Annotated in this window: 22 protein-coding genes; 7 read left to right on the top strand and 15 right to left on the bottom strand. The window is 72.8% G+C overall.

What is annotated here, in order from left to right; translation table 11 throughout:
* Window positions 1-143: 143 nt before the first annotated feature.
* Genes AB0E02_RS18020 through afsQ1 form a run of 3 tightly spaced genes read right to left on the bottom strand, consistent with a single transcriptional unit; the run spans window position 144 to window position 3321 of the window.
* Window positions 144-803, bottom strand: a complete 660-nt coding sequence (locus AB0E02_RS18020; RefSeq protein WP_362140345.1) for a hypothetical protein — start codon at window positions 801-803, stop codon at window positions 144-146.
* On the bottom strand, window positions 800-2647 hold the full coding sequence (locus AB0E02_RS18015; protein WP_362140342.1) for a HAMP domain-containing sensor histidine kinase: 1848 nt from the start codon (window positions 2645-2647) through the stop codon (window positions 800-802). The genes AB0E02_RS18020 and AB0E02_RS18015 overlap by 4 nt, the downstream gene beginning before the upstream one ends.
* On the bottom strand, window positions 2644-3321 hold the full coding sequence (gene afsQ1 / locus AB0E02_RS18010) for a two-component system response regulator AfsQ1 (RefSeq protein WP_026169550.1): 678 nt from the start codon (window positions 3319-3321) through the stop codon (window positions 2644-2646). Before afsQ1 ends, AB0E02_RS18015 begins: the two co-directional genes overlap by 4 nt.
* Before the next feature lie 214 nt (window positions 3322-3535).
* On the opposite strand from afsQ1, the gene AB0E02_RS18005 reads away from it, so the two are divergent.
* Window positions 3536-4363 carry a SigE family RNA polymerase sigma factor gene (locus AB0E02_RS18005; RefSeq protein ID WP_362140339.1) on the top strand — a complete coding sequence of 276 codons (828 nt, stop codon included), beginning with the start codon at window positions 3536-3538 and terminating at the stop codon, window positions 4361-4363.
* Window positions 4364-4556: 193 nt separating this feature from the next.
* Here AB0E02_RS18005 and AB0E02_RS18000 read toward each other — a convergent pair whose 3' ends face one another.
* Both AB0E02_RS18000 and AB0E02_RS17995 read right to left on the bottom strand, forming a co-directional pair.
* Window positions 4557-5033 carry an OsmC family protein gene (locus tag AB0E02_RS18000; protein WP_362140336.1) on the bottom strand — a complete coding sequence of 159 codons (477 nt, stop codon included), beginning with the start codon at window positions 5031-5033 and terminating at the stop codon, window positions 4557-4559.
* Window positions 5034-5084: 51 nt separating this feature from the next.
* Window positions 5085-5693 (bottom strand): ATP-binding protein, encoded by a 609-nt coding sequence (locus tag AB0E02_RS17995; protein ID WP_362140376.1) that lies wholly within the window; start codon window positions 5691-5693, stop codon window positions 5085-5087.
* A gap of 263 nt (window positions 5694-5956) precedes the next feature.
* Between AB0E02_RS17995 and AB0E02_RS17990 the strand changes: the two genes are divergently transcribed.
* Window positions 5957-6427, top strand: coding sequence for a hypothetical protein (locus AB0E02_RS17990; RefSeq protein WP_362140334.1), 471 nt, complete (start codon window positions 5957-5959; stop codon window positions 6425-6427).
* An 86-nt stretch (window positions 6428-6513) separates the two neighbouring features.
* Here the strand turns inward: AB0E02_RS17990 and AB0E02_RS17985 are convergent, their stop codons facing one another.
* The 3 genes from AB0E02_RS17985 to deoC are packed head-to-tail and all read right to left on the bottom strand — an operon-like array spanning window position 6514 to window position 9800.
* Window positions 6514-7374, bottom strand: coding sequence for an aldehyde dehydrogenase family protein (locus AB0E02_RS17985; RefSeq protein ID WP_362140331.1), 861 nt, complete (start codon window positions 7372-7374; stop codon window positions 6514-6516).
* Window positions 7367-8797 carry an aldehyde dehydrogenase family protein gene (locus tag AB0E02_RS17980; RefSeq protein WP_362140328.1) on the bottom strand — a complete coding sequence of 477 codons (1431 nt, stop codon included), beginning with the start codon at window positions 8795-8797 and terminating at the stop codon, window positions 7367-7369. The genes AB0E02_RS17985 and AB0E02_RS17980 overlap by 8 nt, the downstream gene beginning before the upstream one ends.
* Before the next feature lie 7 nt (window positions 8798-8804).
* The gene (gene deoC, locus AB0E02_RS17975; RefSeq protein ID WP_362140373.1) at window positions 8805-9800 is read right to left on the bottom strand and encodes a deoxyribose-phosphate aldolase; all 996 of its coding nucleotides are present in this window, start codon (window positions 9798-9800) and stop codon (window positions 8805-8807) included.
* Between the two features lie 129 nt (window positions 9801-9929).
* On the opposite strand from deoC, the gene AB0E02_RS17970 reads away from it, so the two are divergent.
* Window positions 9930-10556, top strand: a complete 627-nt coding sequence (locus AB0E02_RS17970; RefSeq protein ID WP_362140325.1) for a PH domain-containing protein — start codon at window positions 9930-9932, stop codon at window positions 10554-10556.
* A 108-nt stretch (window positions 10557-10664) separates the two neighbouring features.
* Here the strand turns inward: AB0E02_RS17970 and AB0E02_RS17965 are convergent, their stop codons facing one another.
* The 3 genes from AB0E02_RS17965 to AB0E02_RS17955 form a co-directional block, all read right to left on the bottom strand.
* On the bottom strand, window positions 10665-12344 hold the full coding sequence (locus AB0E02_RS17965; protein WP_362140322.1) for a phospho-sugar mutase: 1680 nt from the start codon (window positions 12342-12344) through the stop codon (window positions 10665-10667).
* 138 nt (window positions 12345-12482) lie between these two features.
* A complete protein-coding gene (locus AB0E02_RS17960; RefSeq protein WP_362140319.1) occupies window positions 12483-13304 on the bottom strand; it encodes a purine-nucleoside phosphorylase in 822 nt (273 codons plus the stop codon).
* A gap of 231 nt (window positions 13305-13535) precedes the next feature.
* Window positions 13536-13973 carry a gamma-glutamylcyclotransferase gene (locus AB0E02_RS17955; RefSeq protein WP_030413146.1) on the bottom strand — a complete coding sequence of 146 codons (438 nt, stop codon included), beginning with the start codon at window positions 13971-13973 and terminating at the stop codon, window positions 13536-13538.
* A 137-nt stretch (window positions 13974-14110) separates the two neighbouring features.
* Here AB0E02_RS17955 and AB0E02_RS17950 point away from each other — a divergent pair, with 137 nt between their 5' ends.
* A complete protein-coding gene (locus AB0E02_RS17950; protein ID WP_362140316.1) occupies window positions 14111-15556 on the top strand; it encodes an NAD(P)H-quinone dehydrogenase in 1446 nt (481 codons plus the stop codon).
* A 343-nt stretch (window positions 15557-15899) separates the two neighbouring features.
* Complete coding sequence (locus tag AB0E02_RS17945) at window positions 15900-16883, top strand: DeoR/GlpR family DNA-binding transcription regulator (RefSeq protein WP_078866085.1); 984 nt, start codon at window positions 15900-15902, stop codon at window positions 16881-16883.
* Between the two features lie 79 nt (window positions 16884-16962).
* Here AB0E02_RS17945 and AB0E02_RS17940 read toward each other — a convergent pair whose 3' ends face one another.
* The gene (locus AB0E02_RS17940; protein ID WP_362140370.1) at window positions 16963-17508 is read right to left on the bottom strand and encodes a helix-turn-helix domain-containing protein; all 546 of its coding nucleotides are present in this window, start codon (window positions 17506-17508) and stop codon (window positions 16963-16965) included.
* Between the two features lie 492 nt (window positions 17509-18000).
* On the opposite strand from AB0E02_RS17940, the gene AB0E02_RS17935 reads away from it, so the two are divergent.
* Window positions 18001-19185: an alpha/beta hydrolase-fold protein gene (locus AB0E02_RS17935; RefSeq protein ID WP_362140313.1), complete on the top strand. Its 1185-nt coding sequence runs from the start codon at window positions 18001-18003 to the stop codon at window positions 19183-19185.
* A gap of 93 nt (window positions 19186-19278) precedes the next feature.
* Here AB0E02_RS17935 and AB0E02_RS17930 read toward each other — a convergent pair whose 3' ends face one another.
* Window positions 19279-21048 (bottom strand): biotin carboxylase N-terminal domain-containing protein, encoded by a 1770-nt coding sequence (locus tag AB0E02_RS17930; RefSeq protein ID WP_362140311.1) that lies wholly within the window; start codon window positions 21046-21048, stop codon window positions 19279-19281.
* 476 nt (window positions 21049-21524) lie between these two features.
* On the opposite strand from AB0E02_RS17930, the gene AB0E02_RS17925 reads away from it, so the two are divergent.
* A complete protein-coding gene (locus AB0E02_RS17925; RefSeq protein WP_362140308.1) occupies window positions 21525-22019 on the top strand; it encodes a hypothetical protein in 495 nt (164 codons plus the stop codon).
* A 126-nt stretch (window positions 22020-22145) separates the two neighbouring features.
* Here AB0E02_RS17925 and AB0E02_RS17920 read toward each other — a convergent pair whose 3' ends face one another.
* Entirely contained in the window at window positions 22146-22712 is a 567-nt protein-coding gene (locus tag AB0E02_RS17920) for a DJ-1/PfpI family protein (protein ID WP_362140305.1), read from the bottom strand.
* Window positions 22713-22770: 58 nt separating this feature from the next.
* Complete coding sequence (locus AB0E02_RS17915; RefSeq protein WP_362140302.1) at window positions 22771-23601, bottom strand: MOSC N-terminal beta barrel domain-containing protein; 831 nt, start codon at window positions 23599-23601, stop codon at window positions 22771-22773.
* Between the last annotated feature and the right edge of the window lie 21 nt (window positions 23602-23622).

Below are 23622 nucleotides of genomic sequence, written 5' to 3'. Positions count from 1 at the left end.
AGCCGGTCCATCAGGCGGGTGTCGACCGCGTGCACGAGGGCGTTCTGGCGCCGTCGGTTGAGGGTGGTGGTGATGCGGTTGCCGCCGGCCGAAGGGGGAGAGGGCGGGGGGGCGGGGGAAGCCCCGCTGAGCTCCGCGAGCCCTCAGCCGTTCCCCGTCAGCGTGTCTCCCCACCCCGCGTGTTCGGCGATGTCCGGGTTGGAGAGGACGTCGGTGGAGCAGTCGTAGCGGTGGGGGGTGGTGTGGTCGGGGCCGGAGAGGACGGCTGCGTGGGTGCGGCCGAGGGCCGGGCTGGCCCCGTAGGTGCACACCAGTTGGGCCAGGGCGAACGACGGGAGGTCGTCCGGGGGGAGGCTCAGGCGGAGGGCGTCCGCCGGGTCGCCCGGGTGCGGGCCCTCGACCTTCAGGTCGGCGGGCAGTGCGCTGCTGAAGCCAGCCTTCTCCTCGTCGGGGGAGGGCGGCTGCTGCAGTGCCCGCAGGAGGGCACGGGCGGTCCGCAGGCGGACGTCGGCGCCGGCCGGAGTCTTGGCCGGCGGGAGGGTTCGCTCCACCTGCGCCAGCGCCGAGCCGCACACCAGGTACAGGGTGGCCCGGGTGCCCTCGCCCGGCGCGGCGTCGCCTGCCGGTGCCTTGCAACTGACCCGTGCGGGCGCCCCGCCCGCGTCCACCGGTACGGACGTACCGCGGATCCCGCAGCCGGTCGCCGCCAGCGTCAGCAGCGCCACCGTCCCGGCGGCCCGCCGCCATCCGCGTCCGGCCCGGCGTCCCGCCGGCCGCCTCGTCAGCTCTCCCCGCCGCCTCATCGCCCGTCCTTCGTGCCGTTGTTGCGGGACCCGGAGCCGGAGCCGGAACCGGGCCCGGCCGGGGAGCCGTCGCGTCGGCCGTCGTCGGCCAGGGGAGAGGCATCCATCGGCAGGCGCAGCGTGAAGACCGCACCGCCCTCGGGGAGGTTGGCCGCGGTGATCTCGCCGCCGTGGATGTGCGCGTTCTCCAGGGCGATGGACAGGCCCAGGCCGCTGCCCTCGGAGCGCGGGCGGGAGGCGCTCGCCTTGTAGAAGCGGTCGAAGACGTGCGGCAGGACCTCTTCGGGGATGCCGGGGCCGTGGTCCCGTACGCGGATCACCAGCCGGCCGCCGGCCGGCCGGTCGCCGCCCGCCGGCTGTCCGGCGCCCTGCGGCCCGTCGGCGGCCTGCTCCGGCCCGTCCCCGGTACGGAACGGGCCCGCCGGGCCGCTCGCCGCCGCGGGAGCCTCCTGGTCGGCGCCGCCCGGCGCCTCCTGGCCGGCCGTGCCGTCCGGCTCCTCGCCGGCCGCGTCCTCGGTGCGCACCGACACCCGGACCGGCGAGCCGCCGTGTTTGAGGGCGTTGCCGATCAGGTTGGCCAGGATGACGTCGAGCCGCCTCGGGTCCAGCCGGGCCACGATGCCGCGGTCGGCGTCCAGGTCGACCGCGTCCAGCCACGCCCGCGCGTCGATGCACGCCGTGACCTGGTCCGCGACGTCGACGTCGTCCAGCACCAGCCGGGCCGTCCCCGCGTCGAAGCGGGTGACCTCCATCAGGTTCTCCACCAGGTCGTTCAGCCGCCGGGTCTCGCTCACCACCAGCTGGACCGCGGGCGCGATCATCGGGTCGAGGGACTCGGCCTCCTCCTCCAGCACCTCGGAGACCGCGGTGATCGCCGTCAGTGGCGTGCGCAGCTCGTGCGACATGTCCGCGACGAAGCGGCGGGAGGCCGCCTCCCGGCCGCTCAGCTCCTCGACCCGCTGTTCCAGCCGCTCCGCCGTGCGGTTGAACGTCCGGGAAAGATCGGCGAGTTCGTCGGTTCCGGTCACCCGCAGCCGGGTGTCCAGCCGTCCCTCGCCGAGCTGCCGCGCCGCGTGCCCCAGCCGCTGTACGGGCCGCAGCACGGTCGTCGCGGCGGCCTGCGCCAGCAGCGCCGAGCCGACCAGGGCGAGCGCGGTCGCGATCCCCAGCGACCAGGCCAGCGAGTTGAGGTCCTGCCGCTCGGTGGCCAGCGACTTCATCATGTAGCCGGTCGGCCCGCCGCCGATCACCTTCGCGCCGGCGACGAGATACGGGGTGTCCCCGGTCTGCTTGCGCTGCCAGTACAGGTGGTGCGCATAGCGGTTGGACTCGTCGACCGGGCGGACCTCGTTCACCGCCTTGCGCAGGGAGGCCGGCACCGTCGCCAGCGTCAGCAGGTCCTTGTCCGTGGTGGCCGCGCAGTCCTTGCCCGACCGGTCCACGCCGATCAGCAGCACCGCGTAGTTCTGCGGTCCGGCCGCCATCTGCCGTGCCGCGTCCTGGAGTTCGGCGCACCGCGGACGCAGCGGCAGCGACCGCGTACTGTCCTCCAGCGCCTTGCGGAAGTCCTTGAGCACCGCGTTCTGGGTGCGGTCCAGCACCGTGTTGCGGTTCAGCCAGTACGCGATGCCGGACGCGGACACCGCCGCGGTCAGCGCCACCAGCGCGAAGACCACCACCAGCCGCAGCCGCAGACTCGTCCAGCGCAGCAGCCCCGGCGCGCGGCCCAGCAGCCGCAGCAGCCGGCTGCCCGGCCCGGGCGTGGACGCGGGCGCGTCAGGGCCACCGGCCGGGCCCTGCGCGCGCTCCTGCGCCGTCCCGCCGTCCGTGCCGCGTTCCCTCACTGCGGCGAGTCCAGCCGGTAGCCGACCCCGCGGACCGTGCGGATCAGGGTCGGCGAGGACGGTACGTCCTCCACCTTCGCCCGCAGCCGCTGCACGCAGGCGTCCACCAGGCGCGAGTCGCCCAGGTAGTCGTGCTCCCACACCAGCCGCAGCAGCTGCTGCCGGGACAGCGCCTGGCCGGGCCGCCGGCTCAGCTCCAGCAGCAACCGCAGCTCGGTCGGCGTCAGTTGCAGATCCTCGCCGTTCTTGGTGACGGTCATCGCCGACCGGTCGATCACCAGCGAACCGAAGGTCGCCGAGTCACTGGACTCGCGCTCCCCGCGGCGCAGCACGGCCCGGATCCGGGCGTCCAGCACCCGCCCCTGGACCGGTTTGACGACGTAGTCGTCCGCCCCGGACTCCAGTCCCACCACGACGTCGATGTCGTCGTTGCGCGCGGTGAGCAGGATGATGGGCAGCTGGTCCGTACGCCGGATCCGGCGGCACACCTCGAAACCGTCGATGCCCGGCAGCATCACATCCAGCACGATCAGGTCCGGGCGCTGCTCGCGCAGCAGCTTCAGACCGTCCTCGCCCGTCGCCGCGGTCACCACACGGTGACCCTGGCGGGACAGCGAGAGTTCGAGGGCCGTGCGGATGGCGTCGTCGTCCTCGATCAGCAACAGGAAAGGCACGTCCGCCATTCTGGCGCATGGGACGCCGGGACATCGACCAGTGACCCCGCCCTACCCGGGCCGCCGCCCCCGCGAACCGTCCGCCGCGCCCGACCTGCCCCTGTGACAGGGCTGTGACAGTCGGCGGACAACGCGATGAAACTGCGTTGGCAGGCTTTGGGGCACCGGGAGAGATCAACACCGATCACCGCCCGGGACACCGAAAACGGACCGAATGAGCCGGCTCTACGACGGGGGGCGCGAGATGACCACGCACGGCACCACTTCCAGCGCAGTTATCACGCGACTCCACGACGTGGTGCGGACACCGGAGAAGTCCGGTGCCGTGAGCCTGCGGGGGTGTGCTCGCGGCATCGGGCGTCAGCGGCCGCCGTACATGGTGGCCATCGACGCGACGACGGTGGAGATCGACGGGGGAACGGGACGGCACGGGGGAAGCGCCGTCCACGGGGGGAACAACGGGGGAGCGGAGTACGGGGAGGGCACGGGGGAACGGCGTTCCGCGTCGGAGGCGGCCGAGGCCGAAGCGGCCTTCACCGCCTACGTCCAGGAGCGCCGCGCCTCCCTGTACGCCACCGCCTACCACCTGACCGGTGACCGCCACGAGGCCGAGGACCTGCTGCAGAGCGCACTGTTCTCGACCTACCGGGCCTGGGACCGGATCAGCGACAAGGCGGCGCTCGGCGGCTATCTGCGCCGCACCATGACCAACCTGCACATCAGCGCCTGGCGCCGGCGCAAGCTCAACGAGTACCCGACCGAGGAGCTGCCGGAGACCGCCGGCGACGTCGACGCGATGCGCGGCACCGAGCTGCGCGCGGTGCTGTGGCAGGCGCTGGCCCGGCTGCCCGAGACGCAGCGCACCATGCTGGTGCTGCGCTACTACGAGGGCCGCACGGACCCGGAGATCGCGGACATCCTCAACATCAGTGTCGGCACGGTGAAGTCGAGCATCTGGCGCGCGCTGCGACGGCTGCGCGACGACGAGGTGCTCAGCTTCGGCCGTGACGAGGAAGAGTCCTTCGGCGAGCTGGTGGCCTGAAGGAACGGCGCGGCCCGACGGGGGAACGGGCCGCGCCGACGGGGGAAAGACCCGAGGGGGACCTGAAGGGCGCCCGAGGGGGGAAAGGCCCGAGGGGAATCGGGGATACGGGGGAAGTACGGGGGAAAGAGCGGGTTCGGGCGGCCGGGGGGTCTGCCCGAGCCCGCTTTCCGTGCGTCCGCCGCCGGCGCGGCTATGCGCCCCGCACCGTCACCACCGGCTCGTGCCGGACCGGGAAGTTCACCGAGTTGGCGATGAAGCACTTCTCGTGGGCGTCGTGGTGCAGCGCCCGGGCCCGTTCGAGGTCGTCCGGCGAGGCCACCTCGACGCGCGGCCGCAGCACCACCTCCGAGAACCGCCCGCCCCCCTTGCCGTCCTCCGCCATCGTGCCCGCCGCGTCGTCCGCGTACCCGGTCACCACCACGCCGGCCAGCGCGCACAGCGCCAGATAGGACAGCATGTGGCACTGCGCCAGAGAGGCGAGCAGCAGCTGCTCGGGGTTCCAGCGGTCGGCCGTCCCGCGGAACGCCGGGTCCGCGGTGCCCGGCAGCGGCGGCAGCCCCTCGGCGCTGACCTCGTGGTCCCGGCCGTACGCCCGATAGTTGCTGGTCCCCGTGCCGTTGTTGCCGGTCCAGGTGACCGTCGTGCGGTAGTGGTGTTCCCTCGGCATCGGTACGTCCTCCCGTGAGGTGCCGGGGCACCCGACGTGCCCGGCCGGCGGTCAGGAGCCTACGGCCGCCCGCTGTGCACCCGCGCCACGGGCCGCGCCCGCGGCGGAAATACGGTCCAGCGCCTCCGGCCTCGCGCACGGGTGGGCGCCCAGCGCCGTGTGGCGGGCCACCACCGACCGCTCGGCGCGCAGCAGTCGCAGCCCCCGGCGGATCAGGTACGGGACCGGTTTGCGGGCCTCTTGCAGATCCCGCCGCAGCCGCCGGCGGAAGGTGGTGACCGGATGTCCGCGCAGGCACAGCGCATCGGCCAGCAGGCCCGCCGCCCGGCACGCCGCGATCACATCGGCGGCGAAGATGCCCTCGGCGATGAACAGCGGGGCACCCCCGAGATCGAGTTCCGCGGCGCCGACCCGGGCGCTGAGCGAGATGTCGTACACCGGGACGTCCGTACGCCCCGTGCGGCACAGCGCCTCGATCGCGGCGACGGCGGCACCGGCGTCCCACGAGAGCGGTGAGTCCCAGTCCGCGCCGCCGCCGTCCGGCAGTTGGGGCAGCGTGGGGTCCGTCCCCTCCTTGTAGAAGTCGTCGAGACGGAGGACGGGCAGCCCGCTGTGGGCGGCCAGGGACGTCTTGCCGGTGCCGGACGGGCCGGTCAGCAGGACGACGCGGGTACGGGCACCTCCCGGCTCGACCGGGGTCGAGGGCTCGGAGGCGGGCGGCCGGGCGGCGGAGTCGGTGGTCACGGACAGCCATTGTCCCGCATTGCGCCGTGTGGGCTACCCCTGGCGCGCGAGGTGGCCCGCCCACCCGCAGCTCAACTACGCTACGCGGTCAGACGATTACCCCACACCCCTGGAAACGCCGCACGCTTCCGACGCATTCCGACGCATTCCGAAGCTTTCGAACCACAGGCAGGTGGCAGATGCCCTCCCACGCACGTCCCAAGCCCAGCCGCGTCCCGCGCACCCTGCTGCGCGCCGGCCTGGTGGTCTCCGCGGCCGGCGCCGCGCTCGCGGGGGGCGGTGCGGCGACGGCAGGCGCGGCCCCCGCGTCCACCCCGCACCACAGTCCTGACCACGGCCCTGACCACAGTCCTGACCATCGGCCCGACCGGCACAGCACCGACCGGCACAGCACCGACACCGGCGCCACCGCCCACGCGTTGACCGGCGCGCTGCTGACCTCCGCGGCCGGCGGTGTCGGGCCGCTGAAGAACATCCAGGTGGACCCGCTGGCCAACACCGGCGTCGACCCGCTCGCCAACGCCGTCGGCACCCGGGTCGCCGACTTCAAGCCGCTCAGCACCACCGTGGTGACCGGCAGCCTCTCGCACGGCGCGGCGGTCCGCGACGTCCCGCTGGTCAACAAGGTCGAACGGATCCTGCCCGGCTAGCCGCGAACTCCCGTCCCTCCTCCGGACACACCACCGCCCCGGGTGCCGCGGCACCCGGGGCGGTGGTACGTCGTGGACGCGCCGGATCAGACACCCATCGGGTGCCAGACCGTCTTCGTCTCCAGGAAGGCCAGCAGCCGGTCCGTGCCCGGGTCGGCGCTCCAGTCCTCCGTGCGCGGGCGCAGCACCCGCTTGAGGTTGTCGGCCGCCGCCGTCTCCAGCTCCTTGGCCGGCCCGGCGTCCGCCCCCGCGAGATCGATCGCGTTGACGTCCTGGTGGGCGGCGAGCGGTGCGGCGATCTCCGCCGTACGGCCCGAGAGGACGTTGACCACACCGCCCGGCAGGTCGGACGTGGCCAGCACCTCACCCAGCGACAGCGCCGGCAGCGGGGACTTCTCCGAGGCGACCACCACGACGGTGTTGCCGGTGACGACGGCCGGCGCGATCACCGAGACCAGGCCCAGGAACGACGACTCCTGCGGGGCCAGGACCGCGACCACACCGGTCGGCTCGGGCGAGGAGAGGTTGAAGTACGGGCCCGCGACGGGGTTGGCGCCGCCGGCGATCTGCGCGACCTTGTCGGACCAGCCCGCGTACCAGACCCAGCGGTCGATCGCCGCCTCCACCTGGGCGGTGGCCTTGGCCTTGGACAGCCCCTCGGCGTCGGCGACCTCGGCGACGAACTGGTCGCGGCGGCCCTCCAGCATCTCGGCGATGCGGTAGAGGATCTGCCCGCGGTTGTACGCCGTGGCGCCCGACCAGCCACCGAACGCCTTGCGGGCGGCGACCACCGCGTCCCGCGCGTCCTTGCGGGAGGACAGGGGTGCGTTCGCCAGCCAGTTGCCCTTCGCGTCACTCACCTCGTACACCCGGCCGCTCTCGGAACGCGGGAACTTCCCGCCCACGTACAGCTTGTAGGTCTTGAAGACCGACAGACGCTCAGACATCGAGGTACGCCTCCAGACCGTGCCGGCCGCCCTCGCGGCCGAAGCCCGACTCCTTGTAGCCGCCGAACGGCGAGGCCGGGTCGAACTTGTTGAACGTGTTGGACCAGATGACACCCGCACGGAGCTTGTTCGCCATCCACAGGATGCGCGAGCCCTTCTCCGACCAGATGCCCGCGGAGAGGCCGTAGGGGGTGTTGTTGGCCTTCTCCACGGCCTCGGCCGGGGCGCGGAAGGTCAGTACGGACAGCACCGGGCCGAAGATCTCCTCCCGGGCGATCCGGTGGGCCTGGGTGACGCCCGTGAAGAGCGTCGGCGCGAACCAGTAGCCGGCGGAGGGGAGTTCACAGGCCGGGGCCCAGCGCTCGGCGCCCTCGGCCTCGCCCGCGTCGGCCAGCTCGGTGATCCGGGCCAGCTGCTCGGCCGAGTTGATCGCACCGATGTCGGTGTTCTTGTCCAGCGGGTCGCCCACGCGCAGGGTCTGCATCCGCCGCTTGAGCGCGTCCAGCAGCTCGTCCTGGACCGACTCCTGCACCAGGAGGCGGGAGCCGGCGCAGCAGACGTGGCCCTGGTTGAAGAAGATGCCGTTGACGATGCCCTCGACGGCCTGGTCGATGGGGGCGTCGTCGAAGACGATGTTCGCCGCCTTGCCGCCCAGTTCGAGGGTGAGCTTCTTGTCCGTGCCGGCGACCGTACGGGCGATGGCCTTGCCGACCTCGGTGGAGCCGGTGAAGGCCACCTTGTTGACGTCCGGGTGGCCCACCAGCGCCGCGCCCGTCGAGCCGTCCCCGGTGAGGATGTTGACGACGCCCTTGGGCAGGCCCGCCTGGCGGCAGACGTCCGCGAAGAACAGGGCGGACAGCGGGGTGGTCTCGGCCGGCTTCAGCACGACCGTGTTGCCGGTCGCCAGCGCCGGGGCGATCTTCCACGCCAGCATCAGCAGCGGGAAGTTCCACGGGATGACCTGGCCCGCGACGCCCAGGGGGCGCGGGTTCGGGCCGTAGCCGGCGTGGTCGAGCTTGTCGGCCCAGCCCGCGTAGTAGAAGAAGTGCGCGGCGACCAGCGGCAGGTCGGCGTCGCGGGACTCGCGGATCGGCTTGCCGTTGTCCAGCGACTCCAGGACGGCCAGCTCGCGCGAGCGCTCCTGGATGATCCGGGCGATCCGGAACAGGTACTTGGCGCGCTCGGCGCCCGGCAGCGCCGACCACTTCTCGAACGCCTTGCGGGCGGCCTTCACGGCCCGGTCGACGTCGTCGGCGGTGGCCTGGGCGACCTCGGACAGGACCTCCTCGGAGGAGGGGGAGACGGTCTTGAAGACCTTGCCGTCGGCGGCCGGGGCGAACTCGCCGTCGATGAACAGTCCGTAGGACGGCGCGATGTCGACGACCGAGCGGGACTCGGGTGCGGGTGCGTATTCGAAGGTCATGGGTGCCTCAGTCCACCGTGACGTAGTCGGGGCCGGAGTAGCGGCCGGTGCTGAGCTTCTGGCGCTGCATCAGCAGGTCGTTCAGGAGGCTGGAGGCGCCGAAGCGGAACCAGTCGGCGGTCAGCCAGGGCTCGCCGAGCGTCTCGTTGACCATCACCAGGTACTTGAGCGCGTCCTTGGTGGTGCGGATCCCGCCGGCCGGCTTCACGCCGACCTGGACGCCGGTGGCGGCGTGGAAGTCGCGCACCGCCTCCAGCATCAGCAGCGTGACGGGCGGGGTGGCGTTCACGGCCACCTTGCCGGTGGAGGTCTTGATGAAGTCGGCGCCGGCCAGCATCGACAGCCAGGAGGCCCGGCGGACGTTGTCGTACGTCTGGAGCTCGCCGGTCTCGAAGATGACCTTCAAGTGGGCGGCGGTCCCGTCGGGCCGGGCGCAGGCCTCCTTGACGGCCTTGATCTCCTCGAAGACCTGCAGGTAGCGGCCGGAGAGGAAGGCGCCCCGGTCGATCACCATGTCGATCTCGTCGGCGCCGGCCGCGACCGCGTCACGGGTGTCGGCCAGCTTGACCGGCAGCGCGGCGCGGCCGGCCGGGAAGGCGGTGGCGACGGACGCGACGTGGATGCCGGAGTCGCCGAGCGCCTCCTTGGCCGTCGCGACCATGTCGGGGTAGACGCAGATCGCCGCGACCTTGGGGGTGGTGCGGTCGGTGGGATCCGGGTTGATGCCCTTGGCGCACAGCGCCCGGACCTTGCCCGGGGTGTCCGCGCCTTCGAGGGTCGTCAGGTCGATCATCGAGAGGGCGAGGTCGATGGCGTACGCCTTCGCCGTGGTCTTGATCGAGCGGGTGCCGAGGGTGGCGGCGCGGGCTTCGAGGCCGACCGCGTCGACGCCGGGGAGGCCGTGGAGGAAGCGGCGCAGCGCACCGTCGTCGGCGGTCACGGCCGCCATTGACGCCAGACGCCCCGCGGCTTCCTTGCCGTATGCGGGAACAGTGATGGGCATGGTCACGAGGGGAGCATATCTACGCGCGTAGCGCAATGTCATCCCCCTGGACGCCGCCATTCCGGCCACAGCCCGAATGATGCCGTAACGCAATGTCCGGCATCCGGACGGTCAGGCAGAATCGGCGGCATGACGCGCCAGGACCGGACCACCCCGCCACCGCAGCAGTACGCCGAGCGCAGCTACCGCTCGCCCGCGGCCCTCGTCGGTGGCGTCCTGCTCCTGCTGCTCGGCGGCTGGCTCGGCGCCGACGCCCTGCTGCACGGCACCCCGCACGCCAAGCTGATCACGGTGTTCGCGCTGCTCCTCGGCGTCCCGCTGGTGGCCGCCTTCACGCTGCGGCCGCTGGTGCGGGCCGGCGACGAGCGGCTGACCGTGCGGAACCCGTTCCGTACGATCACGCTGCCCTGGGGCGCGGTGGAGGAGCTGCGGGCCTCGTTCTCCACCGAGGTCTTCACCACCACCGGCAAATTCCAGCTCTGGGCCATCCCGGTCTCCCTGCGGCAGCGCAAGAAGGCGAACCGGCAGGCGCTGCGCGGCGCCGGCGCGGACACCCCCCGGTTCGGCCCGGACGCCGGCGCCGGACCCGCCCCGCGCGCCCTGGCCGACCAGGCCCTCGACGAACTGCGCGAGATCAAGGAACGCGTCGCGGGCCGGGCGGACGCCCAGGGCGAGCCGGTGGTCCGCTGGGCGTACGGCATCCTCGCGCCCCTCGTGGCGGGCGCGGTCGTCCTCGTCGTGATGCTCGCGCTCTGACCCACCCGGGCTCCGGCTCCCCTACGGGCCCACCCGGACTCCGGCTCCCCTACGGGAAAGGCCCCCCGCCCGAGGGCGAGGGGCCTTGCAGCAGGTGGCAGGGGACCGTCAGATCCCGGCCGCCGCCGACACGTCCTCCTTGATGGCCGCCAGGGTGGCGGCCGCCCTCGTACGCGCCGCGTCGAGCGCCTCCGGCCCGGACACCGGCGCGACGACCTCCAGATAGCACTTCAGCTTGGGCTCGGTGCCACTGGGGCGCACGACGACGCGGGCGGACTCGATGCCGGCCTCCGGGGAGCCGGACAGGTAGTAGCGCAGTCCGTCGGTCGGCGGGAGGGCGTCGGTGCCCTGGTTCAGATCGTCCGCCCGGGTCACCGCCAGACCGGCCAGCGCGGCCGGCGGCTGCTCGCGGAGCCGGCGCATGGCGTCGGCGATCAGCGTCAGGTCCTCGACCCGCACCGACAGCTGGTCGGTCGCGTGCACCCCGAACTCCACCGCGAGGTCGTCCAGCAGATCGGCGATCGTCCGGCCGGCCCGCTTGAGCTCCGCGGCCAGCTCGGTGACCAGCAGGGCGGCGGTGATGCCGTCCTTGTCGCGGACGCCCTCCGGGTCGACGCAGTAGCCGAGCGCCTCCTCGTAGGCGTACCGCAGACCGTCCACCCGGGCCAGCCACTTGAAGCCGGTCAGGGTCTCCTCGTAGGGCAGCGAGGAGGCCGCGGCGATACGGGACATCAGCTGCGAGGAAACGATGGTCGTCGCGAACGTGCCGGCCGCCTGCTTGCTGACGAGGTGGGCGGCGAGCAGGGCGCCGACCTCGTCACCGCGCAGCATCCGCCAGCCCTCGGGGGTACCGGGGGCGCGGACGGCGACGGCACAGCGGTCCGCGTCCGGGTCGTTGGCGATCACCAGGTCGACGTCTTCGCCCCGCTCCCGGGCGGTGGCGAACGCGAGATCCATCGCGCCCGGCTCCTCCGGGTTGGGGAACGCGACCGTCGGGAAGTCCGGGTCCGGCTCGGCCTGCTCCGCCACGACCGCGGGGGCCGGGAAGCCGGCCCGGGCGAAGGCGGCGACGAGCACGTCCCGGCCGACGCCGTGCATCGGCGTGTAGACGACGTCGAGGTCCCGGGCCGAGCCGGGCGTCAGCACCGCGTCCGTACGCGCCAGGTAGGCGTCCAGGACCGCGTCGTCGAGGGTCTCCCAGCCGGACCCGGGCCGCGGTACGTCCGCCAACGAGCGCACCGCGGCGATCTCCGCGGCGATCTCCCCGTCCGCGGGCGGCACGATCTGCGAGCCGTCACCCAGGTAGACCTTGTAGCCGTTGTCGCGCGGCGGGTTGTGGCTGGCGGTGACCTCGACGCCGGCCACCGCGCCCAGGTGCCGGATCGCGAAGGCCAGGACGGGGGTGGGCAGCGGGCGCGGCAGCAGCGCGGCGCGCAGGCCGGCGCCGACCATGACGGCCGCGGTGTCGCGCGCGAAGTCGGCGCTCTTGTGGCGTGCGTCGTAGCCGATGACGACCAGGCCGGAACCCTCGCCCTTCGCCCGGAGGTACGCGGCGAGGCCGGCCGCGGCCCGGATGACCACCGAACGGTTCATCCGCATCGGGCCCGCGCCCAGCTCCCCGCGCAGCCCGGCCGTGCCGAACTGCAGGGTGCCGGCGAACCGGGCCGCCAGCTCGTCGGTGTCCTCGGCCGCGATCAGCTTGGCCAACTCGTCCCGGGTCTCCGGGTCGGGGTCCTCGGCCAGCCAGGCCCGGGCCCGGTCGATCAGCTCCGCGGATTCGGTAGCCACGTCATGCTCCTGCCTAGTGGATGCGGTGGGTGAGGTGGGTGCGGGGAACCGGCCCGGCCCGGCCCCGCCCGGCCGCGGCCGGGCCCTCGGTGGTCCGGCCATGGCGGCGGGCGGCCGTGGCCGGGCCCTAGGCCGATCTCAGATCTTGCTGAGGACCTGTCCGAGCAGGGTCCCCATCCGGGTCGCGGAGTCGCGGCCGGCCTGCAGGACCTCTTCGTGATTGAGCGGCTCACCCGTCATGCCGGCGGCGAGGTTCGTCACCAGCGACAGCCCGAGCACCTCCGCACCGGCCTCGCGGGCCGCGATGGCCTCCAGGACGGTGGACATGCCGACCAGGTCGGCGCCCAGGGTCCGGATCATCTTGATCTCGGCCGGGGTCTCGTAGTGCGGGCCGGGGAACTGGACGTAGACGCCCTCCTCCAGGCTCGGGTCGATCTCCTTGCACAGCGCGCGCAGCCGCGGCGAGTACAGGTCCGTCAGGTCGACGAAGTTCGCGCCGACGATCGGGGAGGTGGCGGTGAGGTTGAGGTGGTCGCTGATGAGGACCGGCTGGCCCGGGCGCATGCCCTGGCGCAGGCCACCGCACCCGTTGGTGAGCACGATGGTCTTGCAGCCGGCGGCGACGGCGGTGCGGACGCCGTGCGCGACGGCGGCGACGCCCCGGCCCTCGTAGTAGTGCGTGCGGCCGAGGAAGACCAGGGCGCGCTTCTCGCCGATCTGGTAGGAGCGGATCTTGCCGCCGTGGCCGGCGACGGCCGGGGGCGGGAAGCCGGGCAGCTCGGTGACGGGGAATTCGTGCTCGGGCGCGCCCAGGGCCTCGGCTGCCGGCGCCCAGCCGGAGCCCATCACCAGGGCGACGTCGTGGGTCTCGGCGCCGGTCAGCTCGCGCAGGCGGGCGGCGGCGGCGTCGGCGGCGCCCTGGGGGTCGCGCGCGATGTCCGGGGTAACAGATGCGTTCACGCGGACGAGGGTAGCCGGTATTCCCCTACGCGCGTAGATGTCACTGCTCACGGTGCTGGGAACGTTCTCTTGTGGCTTTTGACGAACGGCTTGCCCGGGACATGCCGCGGTCCCGGCCCGGACGGGAGGTGAGCTGGGACTGGACGTGAGGTGGGCACGGCCCGGACGGGAGGTGGGCACGGCCGGGCATCTGCACGGCCCGGCGGCGGGCCGGACCGCCCGCCCGGCCCCTCAGCAAGGCCGCTTGCGGAGTTCCATCACGTAGTCGTGGGGGGCGCCGGCGGACTCGGCGGCGTCGGCGATCTCACCCAGGTAGCGGGCGGAGGGGAGGCCGCCCTCGTAGCCGTTGAGGACGTAGATCCAGGCGGTCTCGTCGCCTTCGAGGGTGTGCACCCGGACCCGCATCCGGCGGTAGATGCCCATGCCGACGCCCTCCCAGCGGTCCATGGACTCCTCGTCCATCGGGGCGATGTCGTAGAGCGCGACGAAGAGCTGGGAGTCCGGGTCCTCGACGACCGTCGCGAGGGCGCCCTCCCACCCCATCTGCTCGCCGCCGAAGGTGAGCCGCCAGCCGCTGAGCCAGCCCGTGCCGCGCAGCGGCGAGTGCGGTGCGCGGCGGGACATCAGCCGCGCGTCGAGGTTGCCGGCGTACGCGGCGTAGAGCGACATGGTTCCGAGGGTACGGGAGGATGCCCATCGGGCTCTTGGTACCGGAGGTTCGCACAAGGCGGGGCAGCGCGCGCCCCGGCGCACGTAAGGGCCACACTCCGCCCCCGGGCGCGAGGGACGTACGGGCGTGCGGGACAATGGAGTACGTGACTCGGATCGTGATCATCGGTGGCGGACCCGGCGGATACGAAGCGGCCCTGGTGGCCGCCTCTCTCGGCGCGGAGGTGACCGTCGTCGACTGCGACGGTCTGGGCGGGGCGTCGGTGCTCACCGACTGCGTGCCGTCGAAGACCCTGATCGCGACGGCCGAGGTGATGACGACCTTCGACTCGTCGTACGAAGAGCTCGGCATCATCGTCGAGGACGACACCCCGTACAACGAGCGGCCGGCCCGCGTCGTGGGCGTGGACCTGGGGAAGGTCAACCGACGGGTCAAGCGGCTCGCGCTCGCCCAGTCGCATGACATCACGGCGTCCGTGACCCGCGCCGGCGGCCGGGTCATGCGCGGCCGCGGCCGGCTGGAGCCGGGCCAGGCGCCGGACGGTTCGCGCAAGGTGACGGTGACCGCGGCGGACGGGACGACCGAGGGCCTGATCGCGGACGCGGTGCTGATCGCCACCGGCGCGCACCCCCGCGAGATCCCGGACGCGCTGCCCGACGGCGAGCGGATCCTGAACTGGACGCAGGTCTACGACCTCGACGAGCTGCCCGAGGAACTCATCGTGGTCGGGTCCGGTGTCACGGGCGCCGAGTTCGCCGGTGCCTATCAGGCGCTCGGCTCCCGCGTCACGCTGGTCTCGTCCCGGGACCGGGTGCTGCCGGGTGAGGACCCGGACGCCGCCGCGGTCCTGGAGGACGTCTTCCGGCGGCGCGGCATGAATGTCATGGCGCGTTCGCGGGCACAGTCGGCCAAGCGGGTGGGCGACCGGGTCGAGGTGACGCTGGCCGACGGCCGGACGATCTCCGGTACGCACTGCCTGATGGCGGTCGGTTCGATCCCCAACACCGAGGGCATGGGCCTGGAGGGTGCCGGGGTCAAGCTGAAGGAGTCCGGCCACGTGTGGACGGACAAGGTCTCGCGGACCAGCGCGCCGGGTGTGTACGCGGCGGGTGACTGCACCGGCGTCTTCGCGCTGGCGTCGGTCGCGGCGATGCAGGGCCGGATCGCGATGTACCACTTCCTCGGTGACGCGGTCGCGCCGCTGAATCTCAAGACGGTTTCCGCGAACGTCTTCACCGACCCGGAGATCGCCACGGTCGGTTATTCGCAGGCCGACGTCGACTCCGGGAAGATCGACGCCCGGGTCGTGAAGCTTCCGCTGCTGCGCAATCCGCGGGCGAAGATGCAGGGCATCCGCGACGGTTTCGTGAAGCTGTTCTGCCGTCCCGGTACGGGCATCGTGGTCGGCGGTGTGGTCGTTTCCCCCCGCGCCAGCGAGCTCATCCACCCGATCTCGATCGCGGTCGACAACAATCTGACCGTCGAGCAGATCGCCAGCGCGTTCACCGTGTACCCGTCGCTGTCCGGTTCGATCGCCGAGGTCGCCCGGCAGCTGCACGCACGGAAGACGGGCAGCGAGTAGGCGCGGCGGAGTCCGGCCGGGCCGCGCGGTGAACAACCGATAAAGGGCCGATATGCGGCCGGCCGGCGGCGATTGAAAACTTTGTGCTGCCGGTGAGCACTTGGGATGAAACGTCCCTGCAGCCCGCTCGTCCGACCGTGGCTGCGGGGTCGTCGTCCGGCTCCGTCGCCTCCGGTCGCCAGGCCGGTTGACCAGGCAGCAAGCGCTCGGCGGGGCAAGGGAGTTCGACGCACGCGCGACATATGCACCGCGCATACCACGTCACGCTGTGCGGTGTGAACAACTTCCGTTAATTGGTGCAACCTGCTGAAAACAGACGGTCGTTGGCGTTACTGTCAGTTTCGTGTTCGCTGCAGAACGTCGCCAATTGATCCTTGAAATGGTGCGCGCCAACGGAGCCGTTTCGCTCCGGGAGCTCGCCCGCGTCGTCCAGACCTCCGAAGTGACCGTACGGCGGGACGTGCGGGCGCTGGAGGCAGAGGGACTGCTCGACCGCCGGCACGGCGGCGCGGTCCTCCCGGGAGGCTTTACCCGCGAATCCGGATTCCCGCAGAAATCCCATCTAGCGACCGCGGAGAAAACGGCCATCGCCGATCTCGCGGCCGGTTTCGTCGACGAGGGCGAGGCCATCGTCGTCGGCGCCGGAACGACCACTCAGGAACTGGCCCGCCGGCTCGCCCGGGTACCCGGGCTGACCGTCGTCACCAACTCCCTGCTGGTCGCCCAGGCGTTGGCGCACGCCAATCGCGTCGAGGTGGTGATGACCGGGGGCACCCTGCGCGGCTCCAACTACGCGCTGGTCGGCAGCGGTGCCGAGCAGTCCCTCCAGGGCCTGCGGGTGTCCCGCGCCTTCCTGTCGGGCAGCGGGCTGACCGCCGAGCGCGGGCTGTCCACGTCCAACATGCTCTCCGCGAGCGTCGACCGGGCGCTGGTGCAGGCGGCGGGGGAGGTGGTGGTGCTCGCCGACCACACCAAGCTCGGTTCCGACACGATGTTCCAGACCGTGCCGACGGATGTGATCACCCGCCTGGTGACGGACGAGCCGCCGGCCCACGACGACCGTGCCGCGACGGAGCTCCAGGCGCTGGCCGACCAGGGCGTCCAGATCGCCGTCGCCGGCGGTACGGGTGCCGGGCACGGTACCGGTCAGCCGGGCCTGGACGGCGGGGCGGGTGACCGCCGGGGCCACCGGCGGGACGTCCCGCTGCCGGGCCAGCGGCGCAGCCACGGGCCGGGCGGGGGCGGCGGGCCGCAGCTGCGGTCGGCCCCGTCGCTGTCCGAGGCGCCGGGCGGCCGGGTCGCGGACCTCGCTCCGCGACGGCGCTGAGGGCCGCAGGCACCGGAGTTCCGGCCCGGCCGGCGTGCCTGCCGGGTCAGAGCGTCAACCCGGTCAGGGCTTCAACCGGTCAGGGCTTCAACCCGGTCAGGGTCAGGGTCAGCAGCCGGTCGGCGAGTTGCGGGTCGTCCGGGGACTCCTCGACGGCCAGTGCGATGCCGTTGGTCAGCTGCATCAGATCGCTGATGTTCACGTCGGGCCGTACCGCTCCGGCCTGCTGGGCACGGGCCAGCAGCGCGCCGCCGGCCTCCCGCATCGGCACGCTGCACCGCGCCATCCCCGAGCTCTCGTCCGCCGACGCCGTCATCAGGGCGCGGGACAGTCCGCGGTAGGTGCTGGCGTGGGTGATGATCGCGCGCAGCCAGTCGACCAGCGCGGCGCACGGCTGCGGGGCGTCGGCGAGCTCCCTGGCGTAGGCGAGCAGGGCGTCGACCTCGCTCTGGAAGACCGCGCCCATGAGGGCGGTGCGGTTGGGGAAGTGCCGGTAGAGGGTGCCGATGCCGACGCCGGCGCGGCGCGCGATGTCCTCCAGCGAGGTGTCCGTGCCGTGCTCGGTGAAGGCCGTACGGGCCTCGGTCAGCAGCCGTTCGTAGTTGCGGCGTGCGTCGGCCCGCATCGGTCGCACGTCCGGTGACCGCACCGCCGCGGTCGCCGGCGGGCCGCCCACCTGCCGCTGCCCTGCCGTCTCGGTCGCCATCGCCGTCCTCCCTCGACCCGGCCGGTTGCGGCCCGGTGGCTCCAGGATGCCATTGCCGGATTGCGGGGTGATCCGGTGCGGTGGGCACGGATTTCCGGGCCGGTGCGGAGGGCCCCTCCCGGCCGGTTCGGAGGACTCCTCCGGTTTGCTGTCGCGCGGTCCCGCGCCGGCCCTCCCTCCGCCCCCGCGCGCCCGCCTCCCGTAGCCACCCGGCGGCCTCCGTGTGAAGTCCCGGCGTACCGCAGCGGTCGCGCGGCCGAACTCCTGCGGGGGCCCGCAACGCCGGGGCGTCAAGGGACATCAAACCTGGCGCAATGAGGTCTTCCGGGCTCTTCCGGAGGGCCGCGGAATACGCCGTGGCGGGCCGCCGGGGGAGCGGCGCACGGCGCGGGACGTCTGGGGAAATACGTCATGGGACTGACCAGCCGGTCGCTGTTGTACGCCATGGCCGCGGTCGCCGTGGTCTGTGTGGCGCTCACGCTCTGGCTGTGGCCGCGGTTCGCCGGGCGCGGCCCGCGGGCGCTGCTGGGGCGGCTCGGTTCGATCGTGGCGACCCAGCTGGCCGTCGTCTCGGCACTCGGCCTGGCGGTGAACGCCAACTTCCAGTTCTACGCGTCGTGGCACGAGCTGCTCGGCCTGTACGACGATGCGCCGGCCGCGCTCGGGAAGTGGGGCGACGGCGGTGCGGCGGGCCCGGCCGGCGACCCGTCGAAGGGGCTGGTGCAGACGTCCGGCCCGGACGGCCTGGACAAGGTGCACGGCCTGCCGAAGGGCCGGCCGGAGCTGGTGGGCCGGGTCGAGTCGGTGCGGATCGTCGGGCGGCGGACCCGGGCGGTGGACCCGGCGTACGTCTATCTGCCGCCGCAGTACTTCCAGCCGCAGTACGCCCGCCAGCGCTTCCCCGTCATCGTCGCGCTGAGCGGCTACCCGGGCGGTACGTTCCTGCTGGGGCAGCACCTGCGGCTGCCGCAGACCGCCGCCGCGATGATCCGGTCCGGCCGGATGCAGCCGACGGTCATCGTGATGCTGCGGCCCACGATCGCGCCGCCGCGCGACACCCAGTGCGTCGACGTGCCCGGTGGCCCGCAGGCCGAGACGTTCTTCGCGCGGGACGTGCCGGAGGCGCTGAGGTCGCACTACCGCGTCGGTCACGACCCGGGCGGCTGGGGCGTCCTGGGCTACTCCTCGGGCGGCAGCTGCGCCCTCCAGTTGGCCCTGCGGCACGACCGTACGTACACCTCGGCGGCCGCCCTCTCGCCCGACTACAAGGTCAGCAACGACCCGACCACCGGCAACCTCTTCGGTGACGGCCGGGACCGGGCCCGGCGGCGCCTGGAGCACGATCTGATGTGGCGGCTGCGGCACCTGCCCGCACCGCAGGTGAACGTGCTGATCGGCACCAGCCGTACCGGCGAGAAGAACTACCCGGCCGCGCGGGCCTTCCTGGCCGCGGTGCGCCCCCCGATGAAGGCGGACTCGGTCGTCCTCGACCACGGCAGCCACAACTTCGCCACCTGGCGGCGCGAACTGCCCGCCGCGCTCACCTGGATGAACGAGCAGCTGACGTTCCCGGAGGACGTGGTGGGGAACTCGTAGCAGGCAACTCGTAGCGGCGGCGGAAAAGCGCGCGGGGCTCCCGGCATCGCTGCCGGGAGCCCCGTCACGCCTCGTGCGTGGCGCTGCCGTGGATCAGTCCTTGATCTCGCAGATCACCGCGCCGGACGTGAGCGCGGCGCCGACCTCGGCGGTCAGGCCCTTGACCGTGCCGGTGCGGTGGGCGTTGATGGGCTGCTCCATCTTCATGGCCTCCAGGACGACGACCAGTTCGCCCTCGGTGACCTGCTGGCCCTCCTCGACGGCGACCTTGACGATGGTGCCCTGCATCGGGGAGGCGAGGGCGTCGCCGGAGGCGGCGCTGCCGGCCTTCTTGGCGGCCTTGCGCTTGGGCTTGGCGCCGCCGGCGACCGCGGCCCGGGCCAGCGGCATCCCCAGCGAGGACGGCAGCGAGACCTCCAGGCGCTTGCCGCCGACCTCGACGACGACCGTCTCGCGGGCGTCGGCCTCGGACTCCTCGCCGCCGGGTGCGGCGAACGGCGGGATCTCGTTGACGAACTCGGTCTCGATCCAGCGGGTGTGGACCGTGAACGGGTCGGCGGAGCCGGTGAGTTCGGGCGCGAAGGCGGGGTCCTGGACGACCGCGCGGTGGAACGGGATGGCGGTGGCCATGCCCTCGACGGTGAACTCCGCCAGCGCCCGGGCGGCCCGCTGCAGGGCCTGCTCGCGGGTGGCGCCGGTGACGACCAGCTTGGCCAGCAGGGAGTCCCAGGCCGGGCCGATGACCGAGCCGGCCTCGACACCGGCGTCCAGCCGGACACCGGGGCCGGTCGGCGCGTCGAACCGGGTGACCGTGCCGGGCGCGGGGAGGAAGTTGCGGCCCGGGTCCTCGCCGTTGATGCGGAACTCGAAGGAGTGGCCGCGCAGCGCCGGGTCGTCGTAGCCGAGCTCCTCGCCGTCGGCGATCCGGAACATCTCGCGGACCAGGTCGATGCCGGTGACCTCTTCGGTGACCGGGTGCTCGACCTGGAGGCGGGTGTTGACCTCCAGGAAGGAGATGGTGCCGTCCTGGCCGACGAGGAATTCGCAGGTGCCCGCGCCCTCGTAGCCGGCCTCCTTGAGGATGGCCTTGGACGCGCGGTACAGCTCGGCGTTCTGTTCGGCCGTCAGGAACGGCGCGGGGGCCTCCTCGACCAGCTTCTGGTGGCGGCGCTGGAGCGAGCAGTCACGGGTCGAGACCACGACCACGTTGCCGTGCTTGTCGGCCAGGCACTGGGTCTCGACGTGCCGCGGACGGTCCAGGTAGCGCTCGACGAAGCACTCGCCACGGCCGAAGGCGGCGACCGCCTCGCGCACCGCGGAGTCGTACAGCTCCGGGACCTCGTCGAGGGTGCGGGCGACCTTCAGGCCGCGGCCGCCGCCGCCGAAGGCCGCCTTGATCGCGATCGGCAGGCCGTTCTCCTTGGCGAAGGCGACGACCTCCTCCGCGCCGGAGACCGGGTCGGGGGTGCCGGCGACCAGCGGGGCGCCGGCGCGCTGGGCGATGTGCCGGGCCGCGACCTTGTCGCCGAGGTCGCGGATGGCGTGCGGGGGCGGGCCGATCCAGGTCAGCCCCGCGTCGAGCACCGCCTGCGCGAACTCGGCGTTCTCGGAGAGGAAGCCGTAGCCCGGGTGGATGGCGTCCGCGCCCGAATCGGCGGCCGCAGCCAGGACCTTGGCGATGTCCAGGTAGCTGGTGGCAGGAGTGTCACCGCCCAGGGCGTATGCCTCGTCTGCCGCGCGGACGTGCAGTGCGTCCCGGTCGGGGTCGGCATAGACAGCGACGCTGCCGATCCCCGCGTCCCGGCATGCACGGGCAACGCGAACAGCGATTTCGCCACGGTTGGCGATGAGCACCTTGCGCACGATGGGTCCTTCCTTGGCGCTTCGCCGCAACAAAGGGATGCGGCGATTTTAGGGACTGGCGACACCGCGTGCCGACCCGTTCCCTGGGGTGAGCTTTCCCACACGGAGTGTGCTCGGGGCGCCAGTGAGGGACCTAAGTCCCCTGGTATCCCAGGGTAGGCCCGGATTCCCGGGCTCCGGCGCGGGACGCGGTGTGGCCTAGATCTCGAACGTTCCGCAGCCAGCGGATCGTCAATTCTTTGTGGAGTCCCTACGAATGGGCGAAGGAAACTTTGCGGGCCGCTCCGTCCGCCGGGCGCGCCGGGAGCGGCCGGGGGCCGTGATCCGCGCGGCGTCCCGCACCCACTCGTGCAGAACCCTTGCCCCGGCTATTACCCATTAGTAGCGTGCGCGATGCCCTTCTTGGACTCCGGGCGGCGGCTGTGCGCGCGGTACCCGGCATCGGGCCCGGCACTTGGCGGAAGTGGGTGGATGTGGTGGCGCGACGACCGGTGGCCCTGGTCGCGGCGGTGGTACTGGTCCTGGAGGCGTGCGGCATCGTGCTGCTCAACTGGATCCTGAGCATCGTCGTGGACAAGCAGCAGATGTCGCTGGCGGGCCTCGACCCACGGGCGATGTCCGCCGGCTCCTGGATAGCCGGTGCCCTCTTCGGCCTCTATCTCCTGTTCTGCGCGGGCATCCTGGTCCGCACGGCCGTCCGCGACCGGGCTCCCGGCGGCTTCGCCCGGATCGTCCTCATCAGTGCCGCGGTGGTGCACGGCATCGTCGGCGCCCTCGCCGTCGGCCTGGCCGGCTGGCCCGCGTTCCTCGCGCTGATGGTGGTGCTGGCGCTCCTGGTCCTGACACTGGTGGCGTACGGGGAGGGGCACGCCCCCGCGAACGGCGACCCGGCCGGTGACCCCTCCGCCGGCGGTCCGTCCGCCGGCGGTCCCCCGAACGGACCCCGACCGGCGGCGCCGGGCGCGCTCTGACGTTCGCGACGCCTGACGTGGCGTCACCCGCGTCGCACGTCGCGGGTGGAGTGGCGCGGCCGACGGTGCCGGCGCAGGTACGGTCAGGGCCCGGGAGGAATCCCGGGCCCTGACCTGTGTCACCGGTCACCCCTTCACCGGCGCATGCTCCCGCAGTACCTCCATGAAGGCGCGCATCCATTCCGGGTGGTCGTTCCAGGCGCGGGCGGAGACGATCTTGCCGTCGACGACTGCGGAGGCGTCGACGAAGGTGCCGCCGCCGAGGTCGACGTCGGGGGCGCAGGCGGGGTAGGCGGCGGTGCGGCGGTTCTTGAGGACGCCGAGGGGGGCCAGGGTGATGGCCGCGTGGCAGATGTGGGCGACGGGCTTGTCGGCGTCGAAGAAGTGGGTGACGACACGGCGGTAGTCGGTGTCGTTGCGGAGGTATTCGGGGGCCCGGCCGCCGGGGAGGACCAGCGCGGCGTACTCGGCCGGGTCGACCTCGGACAGGGCCACGTCGGACGGCCAGGAGTGGCCCTCGCGTTCGACGTAGGTGTCGTAGCCCTCGACGAAGTCGTGCACGACGAACCGCAGCTTCTTGCGGGCGGGGGCCGCGACGTGGACCTCGTAGCCCTCCTCCAGCAGCCGCTGGTACGGGTAGAAGAACTCCAGGTCTTCGGTGGCGTCGCCGGCGATGAGCAGGATCCGGGGCATCTGTGCACTCCTTGGGTGGACGGACCTGAGCCCGTTCGGACCGACCGGGCTTATCGGGTCAATCGGTTCCCCAGGACGTGACGTGGAATGCGTCGCCGACCGCCAGCTTTCCGGTGGCCGTCACGGAGAACTTCGCGCCGAAGGCGACGCCCCCCTCGGGCACCCGGCGGTAGCCGGCGAGGGTGCGCAGGGGCTCGGGGCCCGCCTTGGCGCCGGTCGCCGGGTCGACGAGGGTGACCGCGCAGCGGATGGCGAGCTTGGTGAAGCCCAGCTCGCCGCCGCCGACGGTGACCCGCCGGGCGCGGTCCTCGGTCTGCGGGGCGTCCCAGCCGGCCACCACGATGTTGGGGCGGAAGCGCGTCATCGGGACCGGTGCGCGGCCGGCCGCGGCGATACGGGAGTTGAGGTCGTCGAGGGAGGCGCGGGAGAGGACGTGCACGGCGCTGGAATCGGCGAAGCCGGAGGTGCCGGGGGTCAGGCCGTCGGTGACCCGGTCGTGTTCCGGCGGTACGCGGACCAGCCGGCTGGGCGCGCCGAGGACCTCGGACAGCCACCCGGCGGCCGCCTCGCCCTGGTCGACGGCCCGGTAGGGCGCGCCGAACATGGTCACGTCCGCCCTGGCGGGCGAGGCGGTGCCGTCCTCGATGCGGAGGTGCAGCGGCTCGGCGCCCGGGGCGGAGAGGGTGAGGTGGGTGCCGTCGGCGCTGACCTCCGGGCGGATCACCGCCAGGCCCGGGTCGGTGCGCTGGCTGCGGAAGACGCCGTCCGCACCGACGACCAGGAAGGTGCGGTCATGGGCGAGCCCGGCCTCGGTGAGCTCCGCCGCGTCCGCCGGCACACCGGCGCAGCCCTTGACGGGGTAGCTGATCAGTTCGACGACAGTTGCCATGGGGGCAGAGTAGAGGCCGGA

Origin of the sequence: Streptomyces sp. NPDC048196, from assembly GCF_040652715.1 — a bacterium.
GTDB classification, from domain to species: domain Bacteria; phylum Actinomycetota; class Actinomycetes; order Streptomycetales; family Streptomycetaceae; genus Streptomyces; species Streptomyces siderophoricus.
The sequence above is the reverse complement of the archived record's forward strand: the minus strand, read 5'-3'. Positions and strand labels throughout refer to the sequence as shown.

What these genes read in the sequence shown, in the direction of transcription:
- AB0E02_RS18020 (WP_362140345.1), bottom strand. Translation starts at nt 803, where the DNA reads ATGAGGCGGCGGGGAGAGCTGACGAGGCGGCCGGCGGGACGCCGGGCC.
- AB0E02_RS18005 (WP_362140339.1), top strand. Translation starts at nt 3,536, where the DNA reads ATGAGCCGGCTCTACGACGGGGGGCGCGAGATGACCACGCACGGCACC.
- AB0E02_RS18000 (WP_362140336.1), bottom strand. Translation starts at nt 5,033, where the DNA reads ATGCCGAGGGAACACCACTACCGCACGACGGTCACCTGGACCGGCAAC.
- AB0E02_RS17990 (WP_362140334.1), top strand. Translation starts at nt 5,957, where the DNA reads ATGCCCTCCCACGCACGTCCCAAGCCCAGCCGCGTCCCGCGCACCCTG.
- AB0E02_RS17985 (WP_362140331.1), bottom strand. Translation starts at nt 7,374, where the DNA reads ATGTCTGAGCGTCTGTCGGTCTTCAAGACCTACAAGCTGTACGTGGGC.
- AB0E02_RS17980 (WP_362140328.1), bottom strand. Translation starts at nt 8,797, where the DNA reads ATGACCTTCGAATACGCACCCGCACCCGAGTCCCGCTCGGTCGTCGAC.
- deoC (WP_362140373.1), bottom strand. Translation starts at nt 9,800, where the DNA reads ATGCCCATCACTGTTCCCGCATACGGCAAGGAAGCCGCGGGGCGTCTG.
- AB0E02_RS17970 (WP_362140325.1), top strand. Translation starts at nt 9,930, where the DNA reads ATGACGCGCCAGGACCGGACCACCCCGCCACCGCAGCAGTACGCCGAG.
- AB0E02_RS17955 (WP_030413146.1), bottom strand. Translation starts at nt 13,973, where the DNA reads ATGTCGCTCTACGCCGCGTACGCCGGCAACCTCGACGCGCGGCTGATG.
- AB0E02_RS17950 (WP_362140316.1), top strand. Translation starts at nt 14,111, where the DNA reads ATGGAGTACGTGACTCGGATCGTGATCATCGGTGGCGGACCCGGCGGA.
- AB0E02_RS17940 (WP_362140370.1), bottom strand. Translation starts at nt 17,508, where the DNA reads ATGCGGGCCGACGCACGCCGCAACTACGAACGGCTGCTGACCGAGGCC.
- AB0E02_RS17935 (WP_362140313.1), top strand. Translation starts at nt 18,001, where the DNA reads ATGGGACTGACCAGCCGGTCGCTGTTGTACGCCATGGCCGCGGTCGCC.
- AB0E02_RS17920 (WP_362140305.1), bottom strand. Translation starts at nt 22,712, where the DNA reads ATGCCCCGGATCCTGCTCATCGCCGGCGACGCCACCGAAGACCTGGAG.
- AB0E02_RS17915 (WP_362140302.1), bottom strand. Translation starts at nt 23,601, where the DNA reads ATGGCAACTGTCGTCGAACTGATCAGCTACCCCGTCAAGGGCTGCGCC.